Consider the following 15,745-nt stretch of genomic DNA (forward strand, 5'->3'; position numbering starts at 1 on the left):
GATTCGCAACGCTCGGCATTTTCGCTTCGCTCAAATATAGCCGAGCGCAGCTCACACCTTAATGCGGCGTTATAGCTCTTGTGAAGTCGGAGAAACATGGAAGAACACACAAAATTAGAATGCAGCTTTCGTTTTCTCTCGCTATCTAAGCGTGAAGCAGATTCTTTGAAGTCTTTTTTCAAATGCGTAAATTTTGGTAGGCACTTTAAAACTGGAGAAATTACAGCAGTCATTGAATTATTACTTGAAACCATCCCAGTCATTCAAGATTTTATTGAGACAACTAAAGTTTCCCACTCTAATAGAGACATATTTATTTCAGTTACATCCAGCTATGACTCTCAGATTGTTGATATCCCAAAATTTGTAAACCAAGCAGCGGCTCTATTAGATACTAAATTGGTTTTTTCATATACATGCACAAGTTGAGCTATAACCAGTTGCTTAAGTTTACTCCGCCAGCCAAGGCTGGCTCCGTGGGACTGGCGCGTTGCGCCAGCCCCTTAGCAAAACGTTATGCCAACCCCGAAATAATTAACAATTCATTGTAAAAAGGAGAAAACAATGTCAGAGACTATTTATCAAATTGAATTTCAGACAAAAATTGAAATTGGCTTTAAAGATCACTATGAAACTACATTTACTTGGGATTTCTTACCAAGAGTTGGAGATGTGATTGCAATCGACGGTTATTATCACAAGGTATTGTGTGTAGAGTATGATTATAAACATAAAATCGAACCTACTGTTTACATCGAATCTATCGGTGACTACGTCGAGTACACCGAAAAATACCTAGCCAATCTGTAAGTTTTGGCATAACAAACAATTTAAGAGTGATTCAGCACGCTTGGCATTTTTGGTTTGGGTCCAGTTTAGTGATTATGGCGTCCAATTGGAGTGTTGTGGTAGCGTACTTCACCCCTTAACAGGGCGTTAAGAGGCAGGAATAGTTGGTGCAACAATCACAGATTATGGAAGATAAGATTATTTCAGAAGTGAGAGCTTTTGCTACTTCGATAAATTCAGGTAGTAAAGTAGTTGCTGATATGTCTGAACTAATTGAAGTTACGTCTCAGTTGCCTCTTTCTAGTTTCGACTACTGGGAGCGAATTATTCGCTCGGAGTTTTCTTCAGCTATAAGGGAATCTATACCTCCTAAGTGTAGGGTGTGGTCGAGGCCTAAGGAGTTGGTAACTTGGCTTGATCTTATTAGCTGGGATGGCTACAAACGTGAAAAAGCACTTCGGACCTTATCTGGGCCTGCTCCCAATACTTTCATTTTTTCTCTAGCAGTTCGTCGACTCAATGATTGGGTGCCTCAGGTTCGTAAAGCCGCGAGGGAAAAACTCTTTGAGATAGCAAGGTCTACTGATCCTGAATATGTAGTTGAGGCATTATGCGTCACGATTTTCAATTGGAATTCGTGGGGTAGGATAGAAGAAGCAGGCAAAGAGGTACTTCTGGAAATTATCTGTGAAGAGGAGATAGCAAAGTCCCTTCGGTCTAAGTTAATTACGTCTGCTTCAGGGCCAATGTCATCACTCTTTTCTCAGGTTGGTCGCACTGCGATACTAGATGGGAAAATTGAAGAAATAGCTAAGTCCGCCATTCAGCCTTCGGTTCGAGCTAAGGCATACCGCAGCTTATTTGAAGGGCGGGTTGCATGGATTGAAGGCCGCAGATGGGTGTGGACTGATATAAGGTACTGCGAAGGCAGGCTAGAGCCTATCGTTTGCGAGCGTAAATTAGAAGTTGATACCCCACTAATAGAATTACTCAAAAAGTCATCTGAAGATCGTTCATCCATCGTTAGACGTGTTTCGGCAGAAATTCTAATACGAGAATTGGATAATCTAGGTATAAAAGCAAGATGTTTTGCCGAACGCTTTGCTTCAGATAAATCACAGGCTGTATCTGAAAGGGGGGTGTTTGCCATAAGGGCCTTAGACGAGACAGAGCGTGGCAATGCCTCTTAACAAACGCATGTTGTCGGACTTTTTTCGCTGCGTTCCAAACCAGACGCAAATGCAGGTATTATGTTTTAGGCGATGCTATGAAATTTAACATTTCAGTTTTCTGGATCGTATTTATTTCTTCAAATGTTTATGCATATCCTTCTTGCTTAGACATTTTGGGGGAAATACCCATTCCTGATATGGTTGAGTTTGGTGACCATCAAAAAGAGTTGTTTTCCTTTTATGGCCTAAAACTTCAAATATTGAAAGATACTAAAGCAGAAATTCTTATTAAAGCCATCGAAGAAGCTAAATCCATAAAAGCAGGAAATGGTATATATAAACAAGTAGCGATCATTTGCTCTGATGAGTCTTCTGTAGGGTTTTCAATGCAGGGGAATGCTCCAATTCTAACGGGATTCTTTTTGCTAAAAAATGGATGTTATCACGCTGGCCCTCTTGTATATTTTGAAGGTAATCCGATTATTATCAGAGCGGATGATTCAATGAATTTAAAAAGCAATCACTAGCTAAAGTTTACTCCTCAACTAAATCTATCCCTGTGAGGCTGGCGCGCTGCACCAACCCCTAAGCGAAGCTTTAGGTATTTCAATGGATACAGTGTTAGTCATCCTGGTTTTTCTGTTTTTAGCTGTTTCATTAATTTCCAGCGAGGCTCTTCCAAAGAAGTATAAAGACAGAAAATTCGAAAGGAGGGGCATACCCTTTGTCATCAATTGACGAGATACTAGCTTTTTCATCTGTATTTGTCGGCGCATTTGCGTTTAACGAACAATCTAAATGGTGTTTATTGGATATTTCGGCTTCCCATACGATCCCTATCCAGTTTTGCGGCGGCTGGATACTGACTGAAATAGTGCCAACGAAGAACTCTGGGCGGATTTTTATCACCAAGGTGATGTCTGTATTTGAAGAGCCGATTTACAGCACCATCCATGCGGCCGAGCAGGCACGCTTGCACAATAAAGTGGCTATAGCAGATGTCTGATAACAGCTTTTCGGCTGTTCAATACCAAGTTACTGACAAGAATTAACGGGATTTAGTGCGTGAAAAAACATCTGGCTTTGGGAATACTTGGGCTAATTGCAACAATGGCGATTCTGTATGCCGTTACGCCGGTTTCAACCTTGTATCAATACCTGATTGCGACCGAGCGAAGCATCGCCCACCTTGAGGTGAAACGGCTCAATGTTGATGAACTGGAAATTGAATATCTTCGCGGCGGCAGTGGCCCCACACTTGTGCTGCTGCACGGTTTCGGCGCCGATAAGGACAATTGGAGCCGCATTGCGCGCTACCTGGTAGATGATTTTGATGTGATTGCGATTGACTTGCCGGGTTTTGGCAACAGTACCAAGGACATAAGCCTTAACTATGATGTCGGCTCGCAGGTGGCACGGCTTAAGCGGATAACCGATGTCTTAGGTTTAGATACGTTTAGTCTCGCCGGCAGTTCCATGGGCGGATACATTGCCGGGAACTTCGCTGCGAAGTATCCTGAAGCCGTTAAAAACCTATGGCTTATCAGCCCTTTGGGTGTAGAGGGTGCCCAAGCCAGCGAAATGTTTATCGCCACTCAACATGGCGCAGCCCCCGTTGTTTTACCCCGAACCGAGGCCGAGTTTTCAGCCTTGCTCGATGCCTTGTTTGTCGCAGCGCCTTTCATCCCTTCACCTATTGTCAGTTACCTGTCTGCCAAGGCGGTTGAGAGCGTCGAACTGAACAGCAAAATTTTTGAACAAATTCATAGGATGAGAGACGGCAAACCTCATCCCGATGCACCACTCGACACAGTGTTAACGCATTACACTGGCCCTGTGCTGATCACCTGGGGCGATAAAGACAGAGTGCTGCATGTGTCGGGCGCTGCTGTGCTAAAGGGTGTTGTGCCGCAGGCAAGAGTGAATATCCTCGCCAATGTGGGGCATTTGCCGATGGTCGAATCCCCTGACGTGACTGCTGATGCCTTCCTTGCATTCGCAGCAGCCAGCCAAGCCAATAATTGATGTTCAGTGCTCGGTCAGTTCGCTTATCAGACCGGTCAGAACAGCGCTCAGATTGATGTTCAGAGTGACTAATTAGAGTTGCTGTATCGATTTCTGGATAACGGTGTTGATATTGATAGCTGTGTGCTGATTGACCATTTTGCAGATAAGGGTTTCTTAGCGGGTTTGTGGCTCCGTGGGCTTGCAAACTTCGCTGCAAGGCCGATTGGCAGGGCTTATTGCCACGACTTATTACCAGGACTAATCTCAATACGTAACGTCTTAAACTTCGGTTGTTAAACCTAAGGGTTTTACAGGGATACTCAAACAAATGGATTTTAAAGCCTTACTGGGCACACAGTTGCCTATCGTTCAGGCGCCGATGGCCGGCGTGCAGGACAGTGCCCTTGCGATTGCAGTCAGCGAGGTTGGCGGCCTTGGTTCGCTGCCTTGCGGCATGCTGAGCACAGACAAGATAGTTGAAGAAATTCAGCAAATAACACGGCAAACCTCCAAGCCCTACAATCTTAACTTCTTTTGTCATCAAAGCCTGGCGTTTGATGAGGCTCGCCAGCAGCAGTGGCGCAGCAGACTTAAGCCGTACTTCAGTGAGCTTGAGATTACCCCAAGTGCTGGCGGGGCCAGCAGGGTGCCGTTCAGCCACGAGATTGCCGATGCCATAGAGCCCTTCGCACCGCCCTTTATCAGTTTTCATTTTGGCCTGCCGGAAAAATCCTTGCTGGCGCGGGTGAAGGGTTGGGGCACCAGAATCGTGTCGTCTGCCACCACAGTGGATGAAGCCCTTTGGCTCGAAGAACATGGCGCCGATGCCATTATCGCTCAGGGGCTGGAGGCGGGGGGCCACAGGGGCATGTTCTTATCAAAGGATATAAGTACCCAAATGGGTCTGTTTGCTTTGCTGCCACAAATAGTGACTAAGGTGAGCGTACCCGTGATCGCAGCAGGCGGCATTTGTGATAGCCGCTCAGTTAACGCCGCGATGGAACTTGGCGCTGCTGCGGTGCAGGTGGGAACCGCCTATATGCTGTGCGATGAGGCAAAGACCTCAGCCTTGCATCGTCAGGCAATTCAATCGGGGCGGGCGGCCCACACGGCGCTGACCAATCTGTTTTCAGGAAAACCGGCCCGTGGCATTGTCAATCGCGCCATGAGTGAGCTTGGGTACATGAGTGACGATGCGCCCGAATTTCCCTTTGCCTCTATTGAGATGGGGCAGCTCAGGGCTGCTGCTGAGCCCCGTGGGCGAGATGATTTTTCCCCCCTGTGGTGTGGCCAGAATGCAGCTGGCTGCAAGCAAATAGCGGCCGGGGCGCTGACACTTGAGCTTGCCAGTGCCTTTCTGGATGCAAACTAGCTTAAAAACAAAAAGATAAAGGATGTAGTTATGTACAAAGGGAGTTGTCTTTGCGGCTCGGTAAGCTTTTTATTGAAAGGCAGGATCAGTGACATTATTCATTGCCACTGCTCTTTGTGCCGCAAAGCAAGTGGTTCAGCCTATGCAACCAACGGCTTTATCGACGCTGCGGATTTTGAGGTAACCGACACAGAGGCTAGCTTAACCTTTTATGAGAGTGCAGCGGGTAAACGCAAGTATTTCTGCAAATGCTGCGGCGCGCCTATTTACAGTGAAAATACGGCTAAACCGGGTCGTTACCGGCTGAGATTAGGGGCGCTTGACAGCGATATCAATGAACGGCCAATGTCCCACAACTTTGTGACCTCCAAGGCCAGCTGGGAAGACCTTGATGCCGGGCTGCCACGTTATGAAAGGTACGAGCCGGGCAGGGAGTAGCTGTCCAAACACTGACAAGAGTCTCACGACAAGGAGTGTGGGCATATGAAAGCGGTTTGTTGGCAGGGCTATGGCGGCCCCGAGGTGCTTACCCTTGGCGATATCGCGCCGCCGCGCCCGGGCGCACGGCAAGTGTTGATAAAGGTGCATGCCGCTACGGTTACTGCGGGGGATGCCAGACTCAGGGCCATGGATGTGGCCCCGGGTTTTGGGCTGCCAACCCGGCTTGCCTTTGGGTTAACCAAACCCAGGCGGCGCACGCCCGGCATGGAGTTCGCCGGCGAGGTGGCTGAAATTGGCCGTGGTGTCAGCCGCTTTCGGGTTGGTGAGCAGGTGTTTGGTACTGCGGGCATGGCGCTTGGTGCCCATGCCGAGTATCTGTGTGTTGATGAAACTGCCGTTATCTGCCGGACACCGGCCAACCTCAGTCATCAGCAGGCGGTGGCCGCCATCTTCGGTGGTCTTACCGCAATCCAGTTCCTGCAGCACAAAGTCAGCCTGCACCCAGGGCAGCGGCTGCTGATTAACGGAGCTTCGGGCGCTGTAGGCACGTCTGCTATCCAGCTGGCCAAGGCCGCAGGTGCCTGGGTATGCGGTGTGTGCAGCAGTGCCAATACTGAACTGGTGCGCGCGCTGGGGGCTGATGAAGTGCTGAACTACGATACTGCGTCCTCTGGAAACGCCCCTTTGTTACACACAGCAAAGCTTTATCCGGTTGATTTCATTCTGGATGCCGTCGGCAATCTTACGCCAAAAAGCTGCGCACATCTTCTTGGTTCAACAGGCAAGCTTATTCAGCTGAATACCGGGCTTATGGGCAACCTGTGGGCGGCAATAAACCCAAGGCTGATTGCCGGGGTTGCGGCAGAATCGGAGGCCGATCTGCAACTACTAAAAACCTTGTTGGGATCCGGAAAGCTGGTGCCCGTTATCGACAGTGTGTATTCGTTGGCTGATATCGCATCGGCCCATCGGCGGGTGGACAGCCACCGTAAAAAAGGCAGCGTGGTGATTGCCGTGCAGGGCCAGTGATTGATGGGCTCAAATTGAGTTGCCCAAAGTCGCTTGAGTCGCCTGTTTATGAGTATCGTTTAATGCTTTGAATGTCATTTGAAAGGGATTGGGATGTTTATTGTATCGCTTCACTATCTGGTACCCCTTGCCAAGGTGGATACCTTTATTCCTGAGCACATCGCTTTTTTGGATAAGCACTATGCAAAAGGGCATTTTCTGTTGTCCGGACGCAAGGAGCCTCGCACCGGCGGGGTGATCCTGGCCAATGTGGATAGCCGCGAACTTCTGGATGGTATTCTGGTCGAAGACCCATTCTTTCGGGAAAAACTTGCCCGCTATGAGATCACAGAAATCATACCCAGCAGGGCCTGTGCTGAGCTTGGTTTTTTACTCGCTGACTGATGTTCACTGGCTAACGTTTGCCGAATCGATTTAGCCCTTGAAGCATTATCAAAATTGCAGAGGTATGACTGTGGTTGCTGCAAATGAAATCGCCCGGCCGTTGGCCGGGAAACGATATAAAAACCCAGCCCTGGTGTGGGCAGCTATTTTGAGTTTTGGCGCGGCGCTGTTGCATCTGGCCACCATTGCTGGCGGTGAAGACTGGTACCGGGCCATGGGCGCGGGTGAGCAGATGGCGCGAATGGCAAGGGCAGGGGATCCTTATCCCACTTATCTGACGTTGTTTATTGCGGCAGTGCTGAGTCTGTGGGGACTGTTCGCCCTTGCTGGTGCGGGCGTTATTCGCAAGCTGCCGTTTACCCGCCTGGCGCTTTATATTATTACTGCGGTTTACACATTACGCGGGGTTTACGGATTGGGGATAGCGGCTCTGATGGGGGCTGAGATGATAGAACATCCCTATCTTAGCAGCCTGGGGATCGGTTTTTGGCTTTTGAGCTCCAGCATTTGCTTGGGTATTGGACTAGTGCATATTACTGGGCTCAGAAAGGGCTTGTTTTTTTAACGGCCTTACACTGAGGATCGCGCTAATGGATAACAAGAAGACAGACTATTCCGCTTATAGCCTAACAGACTTGATGCGCGCCAGACAGGAAATCGATGAAGATCAATATCCTGAAGAGTATCAAGAGATCCAGAGTCTGATAAAGGCTAATGTTCAGGGATTCGATGATAAGTTTCGTCAAAAGTCACCACCTGAGCAAAGGCTTAACGCAAAGACCGCAAGAGCCTCTGCTGTGGGTTTATCAGTGATGTTGATTTATGCCTTGTATACGGGGCATTTTCCCGGCCGTAGTGGTGGGCTCTATGCGAATGAAGATCCCTACTGGTATTGGGCGCTATTTTGTTTTCTATCTATTTCCAACCTATATGCTTTTTATGTATGGATTGTGGACTCGAAGAGCTCTTCTGATTAGTGATAGGTTTGTTGGCAGTTTTCATGAAAAAAACGCCCCACAAGGGGCGTTTTTTTATTCCTGTTTGTCACCTGAGTGGGCTTTTTAGCTTATTTTTTGAGCCTATTTTTTGGACTCATCTTTTTCGCCAGCTTCGGATTGTGCTTCACGAGGTTCGGGATCCGAAGCCACGTTAGCCTTATCAGCGTCTTGCTGCTGGTCAGCTGTACTATCGGCCTTTTTGTTGGGATCGCCAAACTGAGGCATCTTGAACTTGGCGCTGTACTTGAGCACGGCCAGGTTCGAGAAAATCACCCCAATCACCAGAGCGATAATCAGCACCACTTCCAGGGTAGACATAGAGGAGGCGTTCATCAGTCTACCTTGAGACGATTTTCACAGCGGCGGATATCCTCTGGGGTATCCACTTCCGGTGAGTCGAAGGCACTGATGGCAACCTTGATTTTATGGCCATATTCCAGTGCGCGCAGCTGCTCAAGCTTCTCGAGATCTTCAAGACGCCCCAGCGGCAGGCTATTGAAAGTGTGCACAAAACGGCGGGTATAAGCGTATACGCCCAGGTGCTTGTACACCGGATACTCGCTCACATCACGGCCAAAGGGAATACGGGCACGGGAGAAGTAGAGGGCGTTCATATCGTTGTCGAACACCATCTTCACATGCTTGGGATCGTCAAGCTCAGCCTTATCGCTGATCTGATAACCCAGGGTCGCCATCTCGAACTCGCCGGGGTGACGGGCAAACAGCTCGATGATCTGCTCGATGGAGATAGGGTCGATAAGGGGCTGATCCCCTTGCAGGTTAATCACCAAATCGTCATCGGCCAGACCCAGTTGGGTGATGGCGTCTTCGATGCGGTCGGTACCGGATGCGGCGTCGGCGCCGGTCATCACTACCTTGCCGCCGAAGGCTTCAACGGCATCCTTGATGCGTTCATCGTCCGTGGCCACGTAAATGGCGCTGAGGCCCTTGGCAAGTCCGGCACGCTCGTACACGTGTTGGATCATGGGTTTGCCATTGATGGGGGCCAGAGGCTTTCCGGGAAAACGGCTGGAGCCGTAACGGGCCGGAATAAGCAGGGTCACGTTCATGGATAAATCCTTAGCACAAAGAAACAGGGCTCCCGCAGGAGCCCGGCTACACAAAACTAGATGCGGCGATACAGCTTGGTCAGCATCTCGTCGGTGACTTTCTCTTCCCAGCCGTCGCCATACACGTTGTGCCACAGTGGGCCGAGGCTCTTGGCCACTTTCACCATGCGGGCGATAGTTTCGTCAGGCAGATCTTTACAGATGTCCTTTGGCAGGGTGATGTTGTGCTTTTCCATCATGGTACGGAACTCGGCCACACCGGCTGGGTAGAATTCTTCCAGCACGTTGAAGGCGATACAGTTACCGATACCGTGGTGGTAGCCCAGTACATAGCCCAGACCATAAGACAGGGCGTGACAGGCACCCACCTGGCTGTAAGCGATGGACATGCCGCCCATGTAAGAGGCCATCATCAGCTTGTCGTCTTTCTCTGGGTGGTCATCCAGATACACTTCGCGGCACAGTTCCAGTGATTTCTCACCAAAGGCCTTGGAGTATTCGTTCAGGAAGGTACCTTCCAGTGACTCGATACAGTGAATGTAGCAGTCCATACCCGTGTAGAACCACTGATCAACAGGCACGCCGGCAATCAGCTCAGGATCCATGATGATCTGGTCGAACACGGTGAAGTCAGAGTTCAGACCCAGCTTACGCTCAGGACCGCAGAGTACCGCAGTACGTGAGGCTTCGGCGCCGGTACCGGAAATGGTAGGAATACCAATGTGATGCACTGCAGCTACCTTGATAAGATCCCAGCCCTGGTACATGGCAGAGCCACCTGGGTTGGTCAGCATCAAAGACACGGCCTTGGCCAGATCCATGGTGGAACCACCACCCAGACCCACCACGCTTACCGGCAGCTTGCTGTTGAAGGCCTGAACTTCTTCGGTCAGGGCATCAACCTGTTCGGTAGAAGGCTCTTCGTCTACGTTAACCCAAATGATTTTGTCGTGGGCCTTGGCAGGAATACGGCCTTCCAGTGGCTTGCCCTGGTGTACGTCGTCAACCAGAAATACCACGAAATCATCGTCGCTCTTGCGCTCGGCAGCCAGCACTTCGTCCAGCTGGTTAAAGGCGCCGCGACCGAAGATCATCTTAGGTACAGCTTTGAAATTTCTGAATTTCATGCAAAAGACTCCCGTCTATTATTGGGCAAATGCCTTCTTGATGTTGGCAATACGCTCCTGGATCTGCTCTTCAGTCCAGCTGAGCTTGATGAGCATGGAAATGGTGCGGCTCATGATTGCATCGGATTTTGGCACAGAAACCTGAGTGTAGTCAGGCTTGTCGGCCACCAGTGTGATCGGCAGCGCGGCTGGTGCGGTCAGTTTCTGGATGTGATCCCAGTTCTTCAGGTAGTGCCAGTTGTTCACGTACCAGTAGAAGCAGCCATCCACGCCGTTGGCGGCCAGGGCCTTGTTGATTTCCTGGGTGCGCGCTTCGGTAGGCAGCATAAAGGACAGGAAGCCGGCGTTGTCGCCTTCAGCATCGGGGATCACGCGGAAGCTCACTTCCGGGATTTCTGCCATGGCATCTTTAATCAGCTTTTTGTTTTTACGCTGAATGTCGAGGATGGTGTCGAGCTTACGCAGCTGCGCCAGACCCAGGGCGGCATTCATTTCGCTGATACGGAAGTTCAGACCCATGATAGGGTGCTTTTCGGCGCCGCGATCGTTGCCAATGTGGTCGTGACCGTGGTCAGAGAACATGTGGCTGTGGTTATAGATGGTTTCGTCGTTGGTGATAACGGCTCCGCCTTCGCCACAGGAAATGGTTTTCACTGAGTCGAAAGAGAAACAGCCTACCTGACCGATAGTGCCCAGGCCTTTGCCTTTGTAGCTGCCGCCGATGGCCTGACAGGCATCTTCCATCAGCACAATTCCGTGCTCGTCACAAATGGCTTTGATTTCGTCCATGTGACCCATGGAGCCACACATGTGCACAAAGTTCACCGCCTTGGTGCGGGGGGTGATGGCCGCGCGGATGCCTTCGGGTGACAGACACAGGGTCTCGTCGATTTCGGCAAATACAGGTACGGCGCCTGCCATCATGATGGCTTCAACTGAGGCCACAAAGGTAAAGGGAGGCACAATCACTTCGTCACCGGCGCCAATGCCGGCAGCCATCAGGGCGGTGGTCAGGGCAGAGGTACCGCTGGACAGCAGGTGGGCGTGTTTTACGCCAATCTTTTCACACAGCAGCGCTTCAAATTCGCGGCTCTTCCAGCGGCCATTGCGCATGCCGTCAAAGTTATAACGGAAGGTAAAGCCGTTCTCCATGACATCTGCGACTTCCTGCTTTTCCTCAGGACCAAAAATTTCAAAACCGGGCATGGAAGTGATTCTCCTAAAATTCTGTGCATGGCGCCAAGGGCGCGATGAAAAACCCAAAGATTATAACTGGGTTGGCAACTTGATAGCGATAAGGGGGCGCGAAAAAAATTAAAAAGGCAGTCACTTGACTGCCTGATTACAACATGGTGTGGAGCGGCGGAGGCGCTTCAGCTTTGCTGGGCGACAAATGCGTTACGATCGGCGGTAACATCAAGGTCGGTGAGCAGGCCGTTGTCGATGCCATAGATCCAGCCATGTATCGCCAGTTCCTGACCCCGCGACCAGGCTTCCTGGACTATGTTGGTGGCGCTGACATTGGCCACCTGCTCAATCACATTGAGCTCACACAGGCGGTCGAAGCGCGCCTGGTCATCGAGATTGGCAAGCTCTTCATGATGCAGGCGATGAATGTCGCGAAGGTGGCCCAGCCAGTTGTCGATAAGCCCAAGGCGGGCGCTGCCCATGGCCGCACGTACGCCGCCACAGCCGTAGTGGCCCACTACCATGATGTGCTTCACCTGCAGCACATCCACGGCGTACTGCAGCACCGACAGACAGTTAAGATCGGTGTGGATCACCATGTTGGCAATATTGCGGTGCACAAAGACTTCGCCCGGCAGCAAGTCGATGATTTGATTGGAAGGAACCCGGCTGTCGGAGCAGCCAATCCACAGGTATTCAGGGTTTTGCTGCTTGGCCAGGGTTTCGAAAAAGCCTGGATTTTCCTGCAGGATGCGCTGTGCCCATCGACGGTTATTGTCGAACAAGGGTTTGAGTAGTTTCATCTTGTTGTCGTAATTTGGCGAAATACGGCGCTAGTGTATCAGGAAATATTCCTCTGGCTGGTCAATCCATCTTAAAAAGCTGTGATCTGGACGAAAATACTGATAATCCAATAAAAAACAGGCCCATCGCGGCGCCTGTTTTTCATCCACCGTGCACGCCTTAGAACCGGGCGATGACTTTCACCGAGTCATTGACGTTGGCGGCATCCACAAAGCCAATCATATTGGGGTTGGCGGCCACCAGACTGAGCATTTCTGCATCCTCTACCGTTTTGGGTGGTTGGCCCTGGCCGGAAAATACCAGCTTGGACCAATAGGCCTTGAGCTGACTTTCGGACTTGCCAAGTACCTTGTCGACAAAGGCGCTGCGGGTGGCGCTGCCTTCTTTCAAATCCAGCGGCACCACGGGGCCGCCGCCGGGAAAGGTTTTGAGCTTGCCAAGGTAAATGCGGGAAATATCGCCGTTATCCATGGACACGGCATTGCTGGGATGCACCACCACAGCCACTTCTGCCATGGCCACAGGTGCCAGTGCCAACAGGCCCAGAGTGATAAGGCCTTGTTTCAGCAAAGAGGTAAGCTTTTTCATCAGGCTGCTCCTTAAAAGACCAGATCCACGCCCATCAACAGCAATTGCCCATCGGAGGCAGGGCCCTTGTCATTGGTGAAGTCGGTGTATTCCAGCTTGAAGGCGGCGGAGGGGTGGAAATCCCAACGCATGCCGAGGGTGTAGTAGTAGCTGTCCTGCTGCTGGGTTTCGAGTGCCATCCTGGTGCCGGCCATCAGTGGTGCCAGCTGTGCCTGAACCGGTGCCGGCATAGCGTTGTAGACAGGCAGCATGGCGTCGTAGGCATCGTACTGAGGTTTATTTTCATCCCAGCCATAGGTGGCGTGCAGGGTGATGGAATCAAAGCGAACACCGCCCGAGACAAACGCCGAGTCCTGCAGCGCAAAGGCACTGGGGTCAAGGTCGATGCTGGTGTATTCGGCGAGAATAAACCAGCTGCCCGGATCGTACTTGGCGTGCACGCCGATAATGGATGCGGAGTCATCTATCGGCAAAATCTCATCGCCGGTACCGGCCGGAAACAGCCCTGTGCCGTCAACAGCCGCCGCCAGCGCAATTAGATCCGGGTATTCATAGCTCAGCTCCGCCACATACCCAAGATTCAGGCCGTATTCGAAGTCACCGGTGGTGAAGTTAAGGTTCACAATATGGCCCTTGGCTGAGTAGGGCGCCGGGGCGACATTGGTACCGGATGGTACGTAGTCGTCGATGGAGGAGGTGATGTACTTGTAGGTGATGCCAACATCGGTATCGCCCCACAGGGTGGAATACACCAGACCCACACCTTCACCGCTGCTGAAGGGCAGTGAATATACCCCCTGAGGCGGCATTATCCAGTGATAGGCATAGCCGACATCGATGTAGTCAGAGTATTTGTAGAGGTTAAAGCGTTGCCTGCCGGCCATCAGCATCAGGTTGTCAGTGATGTCGTAAGACAGATAGGCCCATTCAAAATCAACGTCATAGTCGTTACGGCCACGGGAGAGCAGCTGCGCTGTTGCCCTGAGCCCACCGCCAAGATCTGCCGCTACCTGAATGGCAAACTTGGTGTTTTGATTGAAGTCGATTTCGCTGTCGTAACCGTAAAGGGATTTATCATCATCAAGGCTGCTGCCAGCCACTATGGAAGCGAAGCCATTGATTTGGATTTCCGCCCACACCCCGGGAGAGGCAAGCAAGGCGGCAATGGTCGCTGCGACTGTACTTTTTCTCATGGCTCTTAGTCCTTTTGAGGGGAAAGACAGTTTAAAGCTAGTTGATAAGTCGCAAAATTCACCTTTTGGCAACAAAAAAGGGCCCTAAGGCCCCTGATAACCGAACTAAGGCGAAATCAGCGCAGGTGCTCACTTAAAAAGGCGAGCAACGCGTCGTTAACAAAGGCGCTTTGCTCGAGGCAGGAGATATGCCCTGCAGCCGGGATATGCACCAGCTTGCTGCCGTCGATGGCGTCGTGCATTAAATAGCTTTCCAGCACGCTGCGGGCCTTATCTTCCACACCCACCATCACCAGTACCGGCAGGGTAAGTTGCTCTACATCGTCCATGGTATCGCGGCGGCCAAACACCAGCCGGCCCATGCGCTCGATATCGGCGATGCGCTCGCCTGCAAGGGTTGCAAGCTTGGCGGCAAAGGCACTGGTTAGACGTTCTTCGGGGCTGTTTGAGAAAAACAGCGGCACAATCGCATCAATCATGGGCGCAGGAATGCTGCCGGCGGCTTTAATCACATCGAGCATGCCGTAATATTTGGCGCGGGTAACTTCCGGCTCGAAGCCGATAAAGCTATCCATCATTACCAGTGTCTGCACCCGGGCAGGAGCCTTGAGTACCAGCTCTGCGCCCCACATGCCGCCGACACTAAGACCAACAACCGAAAACTCGCTAATTTCAAGGCTGTCCATCAGCGCCAGCATGTCATCGGCGACCACACGCAGGCTGTTCACCCGAGGCGGCACTGAGCCGGACTCGCCATGGCCGTGCAGGTCAACCGCAATCACCCGATAGTGCCTGGCAAGCACCTCAAGCTGCTCGCGCCACATCAGGCTGTCCCACAGGTAGCTGTGGCCAAGCAGCAGCACCGGGCCCTGGCCCATGTCCAGGTAACTTAAGTGGGTGTCGGGAAGTTGAAAACTGTGCCTGAAGGCATCAAAGGAAGTCATAAAACATCATCCAGAGTAAAAGAGGGTGTGGCATAAAAACGGACATAACGGTCTACCAGCTCATCGAGACGCGCAAGCACTGCGGCCTTGAGCGCCAGCGACTGGGAGTTAAGATGACGGCCAAGTTCAGCCGTATCAAATCCTGCTATCAGAGGCTCGGCCTCGGGGGCAAAGCTGAGGTGCCATGGCTCAGGTGATACGCCACTTTTGCCTTGCTGATAAGGCAGGAAAAAACCAAAGCGGGCAGCGTTGCTGTCAAGCCAACAGGCTAGGGCATGGCAGGGGCCACCTGCGGCATATTCGGCGGTATCGAGCTTAAGGTCATCACGGCTGATATGGGCTGCGTCGTACAGATCCAAATCGGTACCCAAATGGTGACGGGAGCAGCCCGGCAGCGCCGACCACAGCAAAATGGTGCTGACTATCTCATCGTCGCCAAGGCCCTTGATATCGACCGCCTGACCATTGGCATCAAACAGCGGCCGCTTACCTTCAGCCTTGCCATTCCAAATGTCAAGCTGGCGGGAAAAATCACGATAAGCAGAGGTGATGGCCAGCTGCAAACCGTCGGCGGCAGCGGCATCCTTCATGGCAAGATAAGCCCGGGCAGTGCCCGGACGCATCAAAAAGCCATCGGCA

21 protein-coding genes are annotated in these 15,745 nt (G+C 51.4%); 12 read left to right on the top strand and 9 right to left on the bottom strand.

The genetic code is table 11. The features are described 5' to 3' along the window. Window positions 1-96: 96 nt before the first annotated feature. The 12 genes from STH12_RS06465 (at window position 97) to STH12_RS06525 (ending at window position 8,171) form a co-directional block, all read left to right on the top strand. Complete coding sequence (locus tag STH12_RS06465; protein ID WP_126166794.1) at window positions 97-429, top strand: hypothetical protein; 333 nt, start codon at window positions 97-99, stop codon at window positions 427-429. 135 nt (window positions 430-564) lie between these two features. Then, the gene (locus STH12_RS06470; protein WP_126166795.1) at window positions 565-810 is read left to right on the top strand and encodes a hypothetical protein; all 246 of its coding nucleotides are present in this window, start codon (window positions 565-567) and stop codon (window positions 808-810) included. A 146-nt stretch (window positions 811-956) separates the two neighbouring features. After that, on the top strand, window positions 957-1,979 hold the full coding sequence (locus tag STH12_RS06480) for a hypothetical protein (RefSeq protein ID WP_126166796.1): 1,023 nt from the start codon (window positions 957-959) through the stop codon (window positions 1,977-1,979). A gap of 77 nt (window positions 1,980-2,056) precedes the next feature. Then, window positions 2,057-2,488, top strand: coding sequence for a hypothetical protein (locus STH12_RS06485; protein WP_126166797.1), 432 nt, complete (start codon window positions 2,057-2,059; stop codon window positions 2,486-2,488). Between the two features lie 197 nt (window positions 2,489-2,685). Beyond that, entirely contained in the window at window positions 2,686-2,967 is a 282-nt protein-coding gene (locus STH12_RS06490) for a hypothetical protein (RefSeq protein ID WP_126166798.1), read from the top strand. A 59-nt stretch (window positions 2,968-3,026) separates the two neighbouring features. Beyond that, window positions 3,027-3,986: an alpha/beta fold hydrolase gene (locus STH12_RS06495; protein WP_237158770.1), complete on the top strand. Its 960-nt coding sequence runs from the start codon at window positions 3,027-3,029 to the stop codon at window positions 3,984-3,986. A 310-nt stretch (window positions 3,987-4,296) separates the two neighbouring features. Beyond that, window positions 4,297-5,340, top strand: coding sequence for an NAD(P)H-dependent flavin oxidoreductase (locus STH12_RS06500; protein WP_126166799.1), 1,044 nt, complete (start codon window positions 4,297-4,299; stop codon window positions 5,338-5,340). Between the two features lie 30 nt (window positions 5,341-5,370). Beyond that, a complete protein-coding gene (locus tag STH12_RS06505; RefSeq protein ID WP_126166800.1) occupies window positions 5,371-5,778 on the top strand; it encodes a GFA family protein in 408 nt (135 codons plus the stop codon). A gap of 45 nt (window positions 5,779-5,823) precedes the next feature. Next, window positions 5,824-6,810 carry an NAD(P)-dependent alcohol dehydrogenase gene (locus STH12_RS06510; RefSeq protein ID WP_126166801.1) on the top strand — a complete coding sequence of 329 codons (987 nt, stop codon included), beginning with the start codon at window positions 5,824-5,826 and terminating at the stop codon, window positions 6,808-6,810. Window positions 6,811-6,903: 93 nt separating this feature from the next. Then, window positions 6,904-7,194, top strand: a complete 291-nt coding sequence (locus STH12_RS06515) for a YciI family protein (protein ID WP_126166802.1) — start codon at window positions 6,904-6,906, stop codon at window positions 7,192-7,194. Window positions 7,195-7,231: 37 nt separating this feature from the next. After that, window positions 7,232-7,759: a hypothetical protein gene (locus STH12_RS06520; protein ID WP_237158772.1), complete on the top strand. Its 528-nt coding sequence runs from the start codon at window positions 7,232-7,234 to the stop codon at window positions 7,757-7,759. A gap of 25 nt (window positions 7,760-7,784) precedes the next feature. Further along, window positions 7,785-8,171 carry a hypothetical protein gene (locus STH12_RS06525; protein ID WP_126166803.1) on the top strand — a complete coding sequence of 129 codons (387 nt, stop codon included), beginning with the start codon at window positions 7,785-7,787 and terminating at the stop codon, window positions 8,169-8,171. Window positions 8,172-8,273: 102 nt separating this feature from the next. Here the strand turns inward: STH12_RS06525 and STH12_RS06530 are convergent, their stop codons facing one another. From STH12_RS06530 to STH12_RS06570, 9 genes are all read right to left on the bottom strand, one after another. Beyond that, window positions 8,274-8,510 carry a DUF2897 family protein gene (locus tag STH12_RS06530; RefSeq protein WP_126169444.1) on the bottom strand — a complete coding sequence of 79 codons (237 nt, stop codon included), beginning with the start codon at window positions 8,508-8,510 and terminating at the stop codon, window positions 8,274-8,276. A gap of 14 nt (window positions 8,511-8,524) precedes the next feature. After that, window positions 8,525-9,262 carry an 8-amino-3,8-dideoxy-manno-octulosonate cytidylyltransferase KdsB gene (gene kdsB / locus STH12_RS06535; protein ID WP_126166804.1) on the bottom strand — a complete coding sequence of 246 codons (738 nt, stop codon included), beginning with the start codon at window positions 9,260-9,262 and terminating at the stop codon, window positions 8,525-8,527. A 56-nt stretch (window positions 9,263-9,318) separates the two neighbouring features. Continuing rightward, window positions 9,319-10,389 (bottom strand): 3-deoxy-alpha-D-manno-octulosonate 8-oxidase KdnB, encoded by a 1,071-nt coding sequence (gene kdnB / locus STH12_RS06540; RefSeq protein WP_126166805.1) that lies wholly within the window; start codon window positions 10,387-10,389, stop codon window positions 9,319-9,321. 18 nt (window positions 10,390-10,407) lie between these two features. After that, a complete protein-coding gene (gene kdnA, locus STH12_RS06545; RefSeq protein WP_126166806.1) occupies window positions 10,408-11,595 on the bottom strand; it encodes an 8-amino-3,8-dideoxy-alpha-D-manno-octulosonate transaminase KdnA in 1,188 nt (395 codons plus the stop codon). 167 nt (window positions 11,596-11,762) lie between these two features. Beyond that, window positions 11,763-12,380 carry a carbonate dehydratase gene (gene can, locus STH12_RS06550; protein ID WP_126166807.1) on the bottom strand — a complete coding sequence of 206 codons (618 nt, stop codon included), beginning with the start codon at window positions 12,378-12,380 and terminating at the stop codon, window positions 11,763-11,765. A 160-nt stretch (window positions 12,381-12,540) separates the two neighbouring features. Then, window positions 12,541-12,969, bottom strand: coding sequence for a type 2 periplasmic-binding domain-containing protein (locus STH12_RS06555; protein WP_126166808.1), 429 nt, complete (start codon window positions 12,967-12,969; stop codon window positions 12,541-12,543). Between the two features lie 11 nt (window positions 12,970-12,980). After that, on the bottom strand, window positions 12,981-14,162 hold the full coding sequence (locus tag STH12_RS06560) for a porin family protein (protein WP_126166809.1): 1,182 nt from the start codon (window positions 14,160-14,162) through the stop codon (window positions 12,981-12,983). Window positions 14,163-14,278: 116 nt separating this feature from the next. After that, window positions 14,279-15,106, bottom strand: a complete 828-nt coding sequence (locus STH12_RS06565) for an alpha/beta fold hydrolase (protein ID WP_126166810.1) — start codon at window positions 15,104-15,106, stop codon at window positions 14,279-14,281. Beyond that, entirely contained in the window at window positions 15,103-15,729 is a 627-nt protein-coding gene (locus STH12_RS06570) for a M15 family metallopeptidase (protein ID WP_126169445.1), read from the bottom strand. Before STH12_RS06570 ends, STH12_RS06565 begins: the two co-directional genes overlap by 4 nt. Between the last annotated feature and the right edge of the window lie 16 nt (window positions 15,730-15,745).

This window comes from Shewanella khirikhana (assembly GCF_003957745.1).
GTDB classification, from domain to species: domain Bacteria; phylum Pseudomonadota; class Gammaproteobacteria; order Enterobacterales; family Shewanellaceae; genus Shewanella; species Shewanella khirikhana.

Excerpts from the sequence above, each read along its gene's own strand:
- STH12_RS06570 (WP_126169445.1), bottom strand. The coding sequence starts at position 15,729 with ATGCGTCCGGGCACTGCCCGGGCTTATCTTGCCATGAAGGATGCCGCT.
- STH12_RS06555 (WP_126166808.1), bottom strand. The coding sequence starts at position 12,969 with ATGAAAAAGCTTACCTCTTTGCTGAAACAAGGCCTTATCACTCTGGGC.
- STH12_RS06525 (WP_126166803.1), top strand. The coding sequence starts at position 7,785 with ATGGATAACAAGAAGACAGACTATTCCGCTTATAGCCTAACAGACTTG.
- kdnB (WP_126166805.1), bottom strand. The coding sequence starts at position 10,389 with ATGAAATTCAGAAATTTCAAAGCTGTACCTAAGATGATCTTCGGTCGC.
- STH12_RS06560 (WP_126166809.1), bottom strand. The coding sequence starts at position 14,162 with ATGAGAAAAAGTACAGTCGCAGCGACCATTGCCGCCTTGCTTGCCTCT.
- STH12_RS06465 (WP_126166794.1), top strand. The coding sequence starts at position 97 with ATGGAAGAACACACAAAATTAGAATGCAGCTTTCGTTTTCTCTCGCTA.
- can (WP_126166807.1), bottom strand. The coding sequence starts at position 12,380 with ATGAAACTACTCAAACCCTTGTTCGACAATAACCGTCGATGGGCACAG.
- STH12_RS06510 (WP_126166801.1), top strand. The coding sequence starts at position 5,824 with ATGAAAGCGGTTTGTTGGCAGGGCTATGGCGGCCCCGAGGTGCTTACC.
- STH12_RS06500 (WP_126166799.1), top strand. The coding sequence starts at position 4,297 with ATGGATTTTAAAGCCTTACTGGGCACACAGTTGCCTATCGTTCAGGCG.
- kdnA (WP_126166806.1), bottom strand. The coding sequence starts at position 11,595 with ATGCCCGGTTTTGAAATTTTTGGTCCTGAGGAAAAGCAGGAAGTCGCA.
- STH12_RS06505 (WP_126166800.1), top strand. The coding sequence starts at position 5,371 with ATGTACAAAGGGAGTTGTCTTTGCGGCTCGGTAAGCTTTTTATTGAAA.
- STH12_RS06470 (WP_126166795.1), top strand. The coding sequence starts at position 565 with ATGTCAGAGACTATTTATCAAATTGAATTTCAGACAAAAATTGAAATT.
- kdsB (WP_126166804.1), bottom strand. The coding sequence starts at position 9,262 with ATGAACGTGACCCTGCTTATTCCGGCCCGTTACGGCTCCAGCCGTTTT.
- STH12_RS06515 (WP_126166802.1), top strand. The coding sequence starts at position 6,904 with ATGTTTATTGTATCGCTTCACTATCTGGTACCCCTTGCCAAGGTGGAT.
- STH12_RS06530 (WP_126169444.1), bottom strand. The coding sequence starts at position 8,510 with ATGTCTACCCTGGAAGTGGTGCTGATTATCGCTCTGGTGATTGGGGTG.
- STH12_RS06485 (WP_126166797.1), top strand. The coding sequence starts at position 2,057 with ATGAAATTTAACATTTCAGTTTTCTGGATCGTATTTATTTCTTCAAAT.
- STH12_RS06565 (WP_126166810.1), bottom strand. The coding sequence starts at position 15,106 with ATGACTTCCTTTGATGCCTTCAGGCACAGTTTTCAACTTCCCGACACC.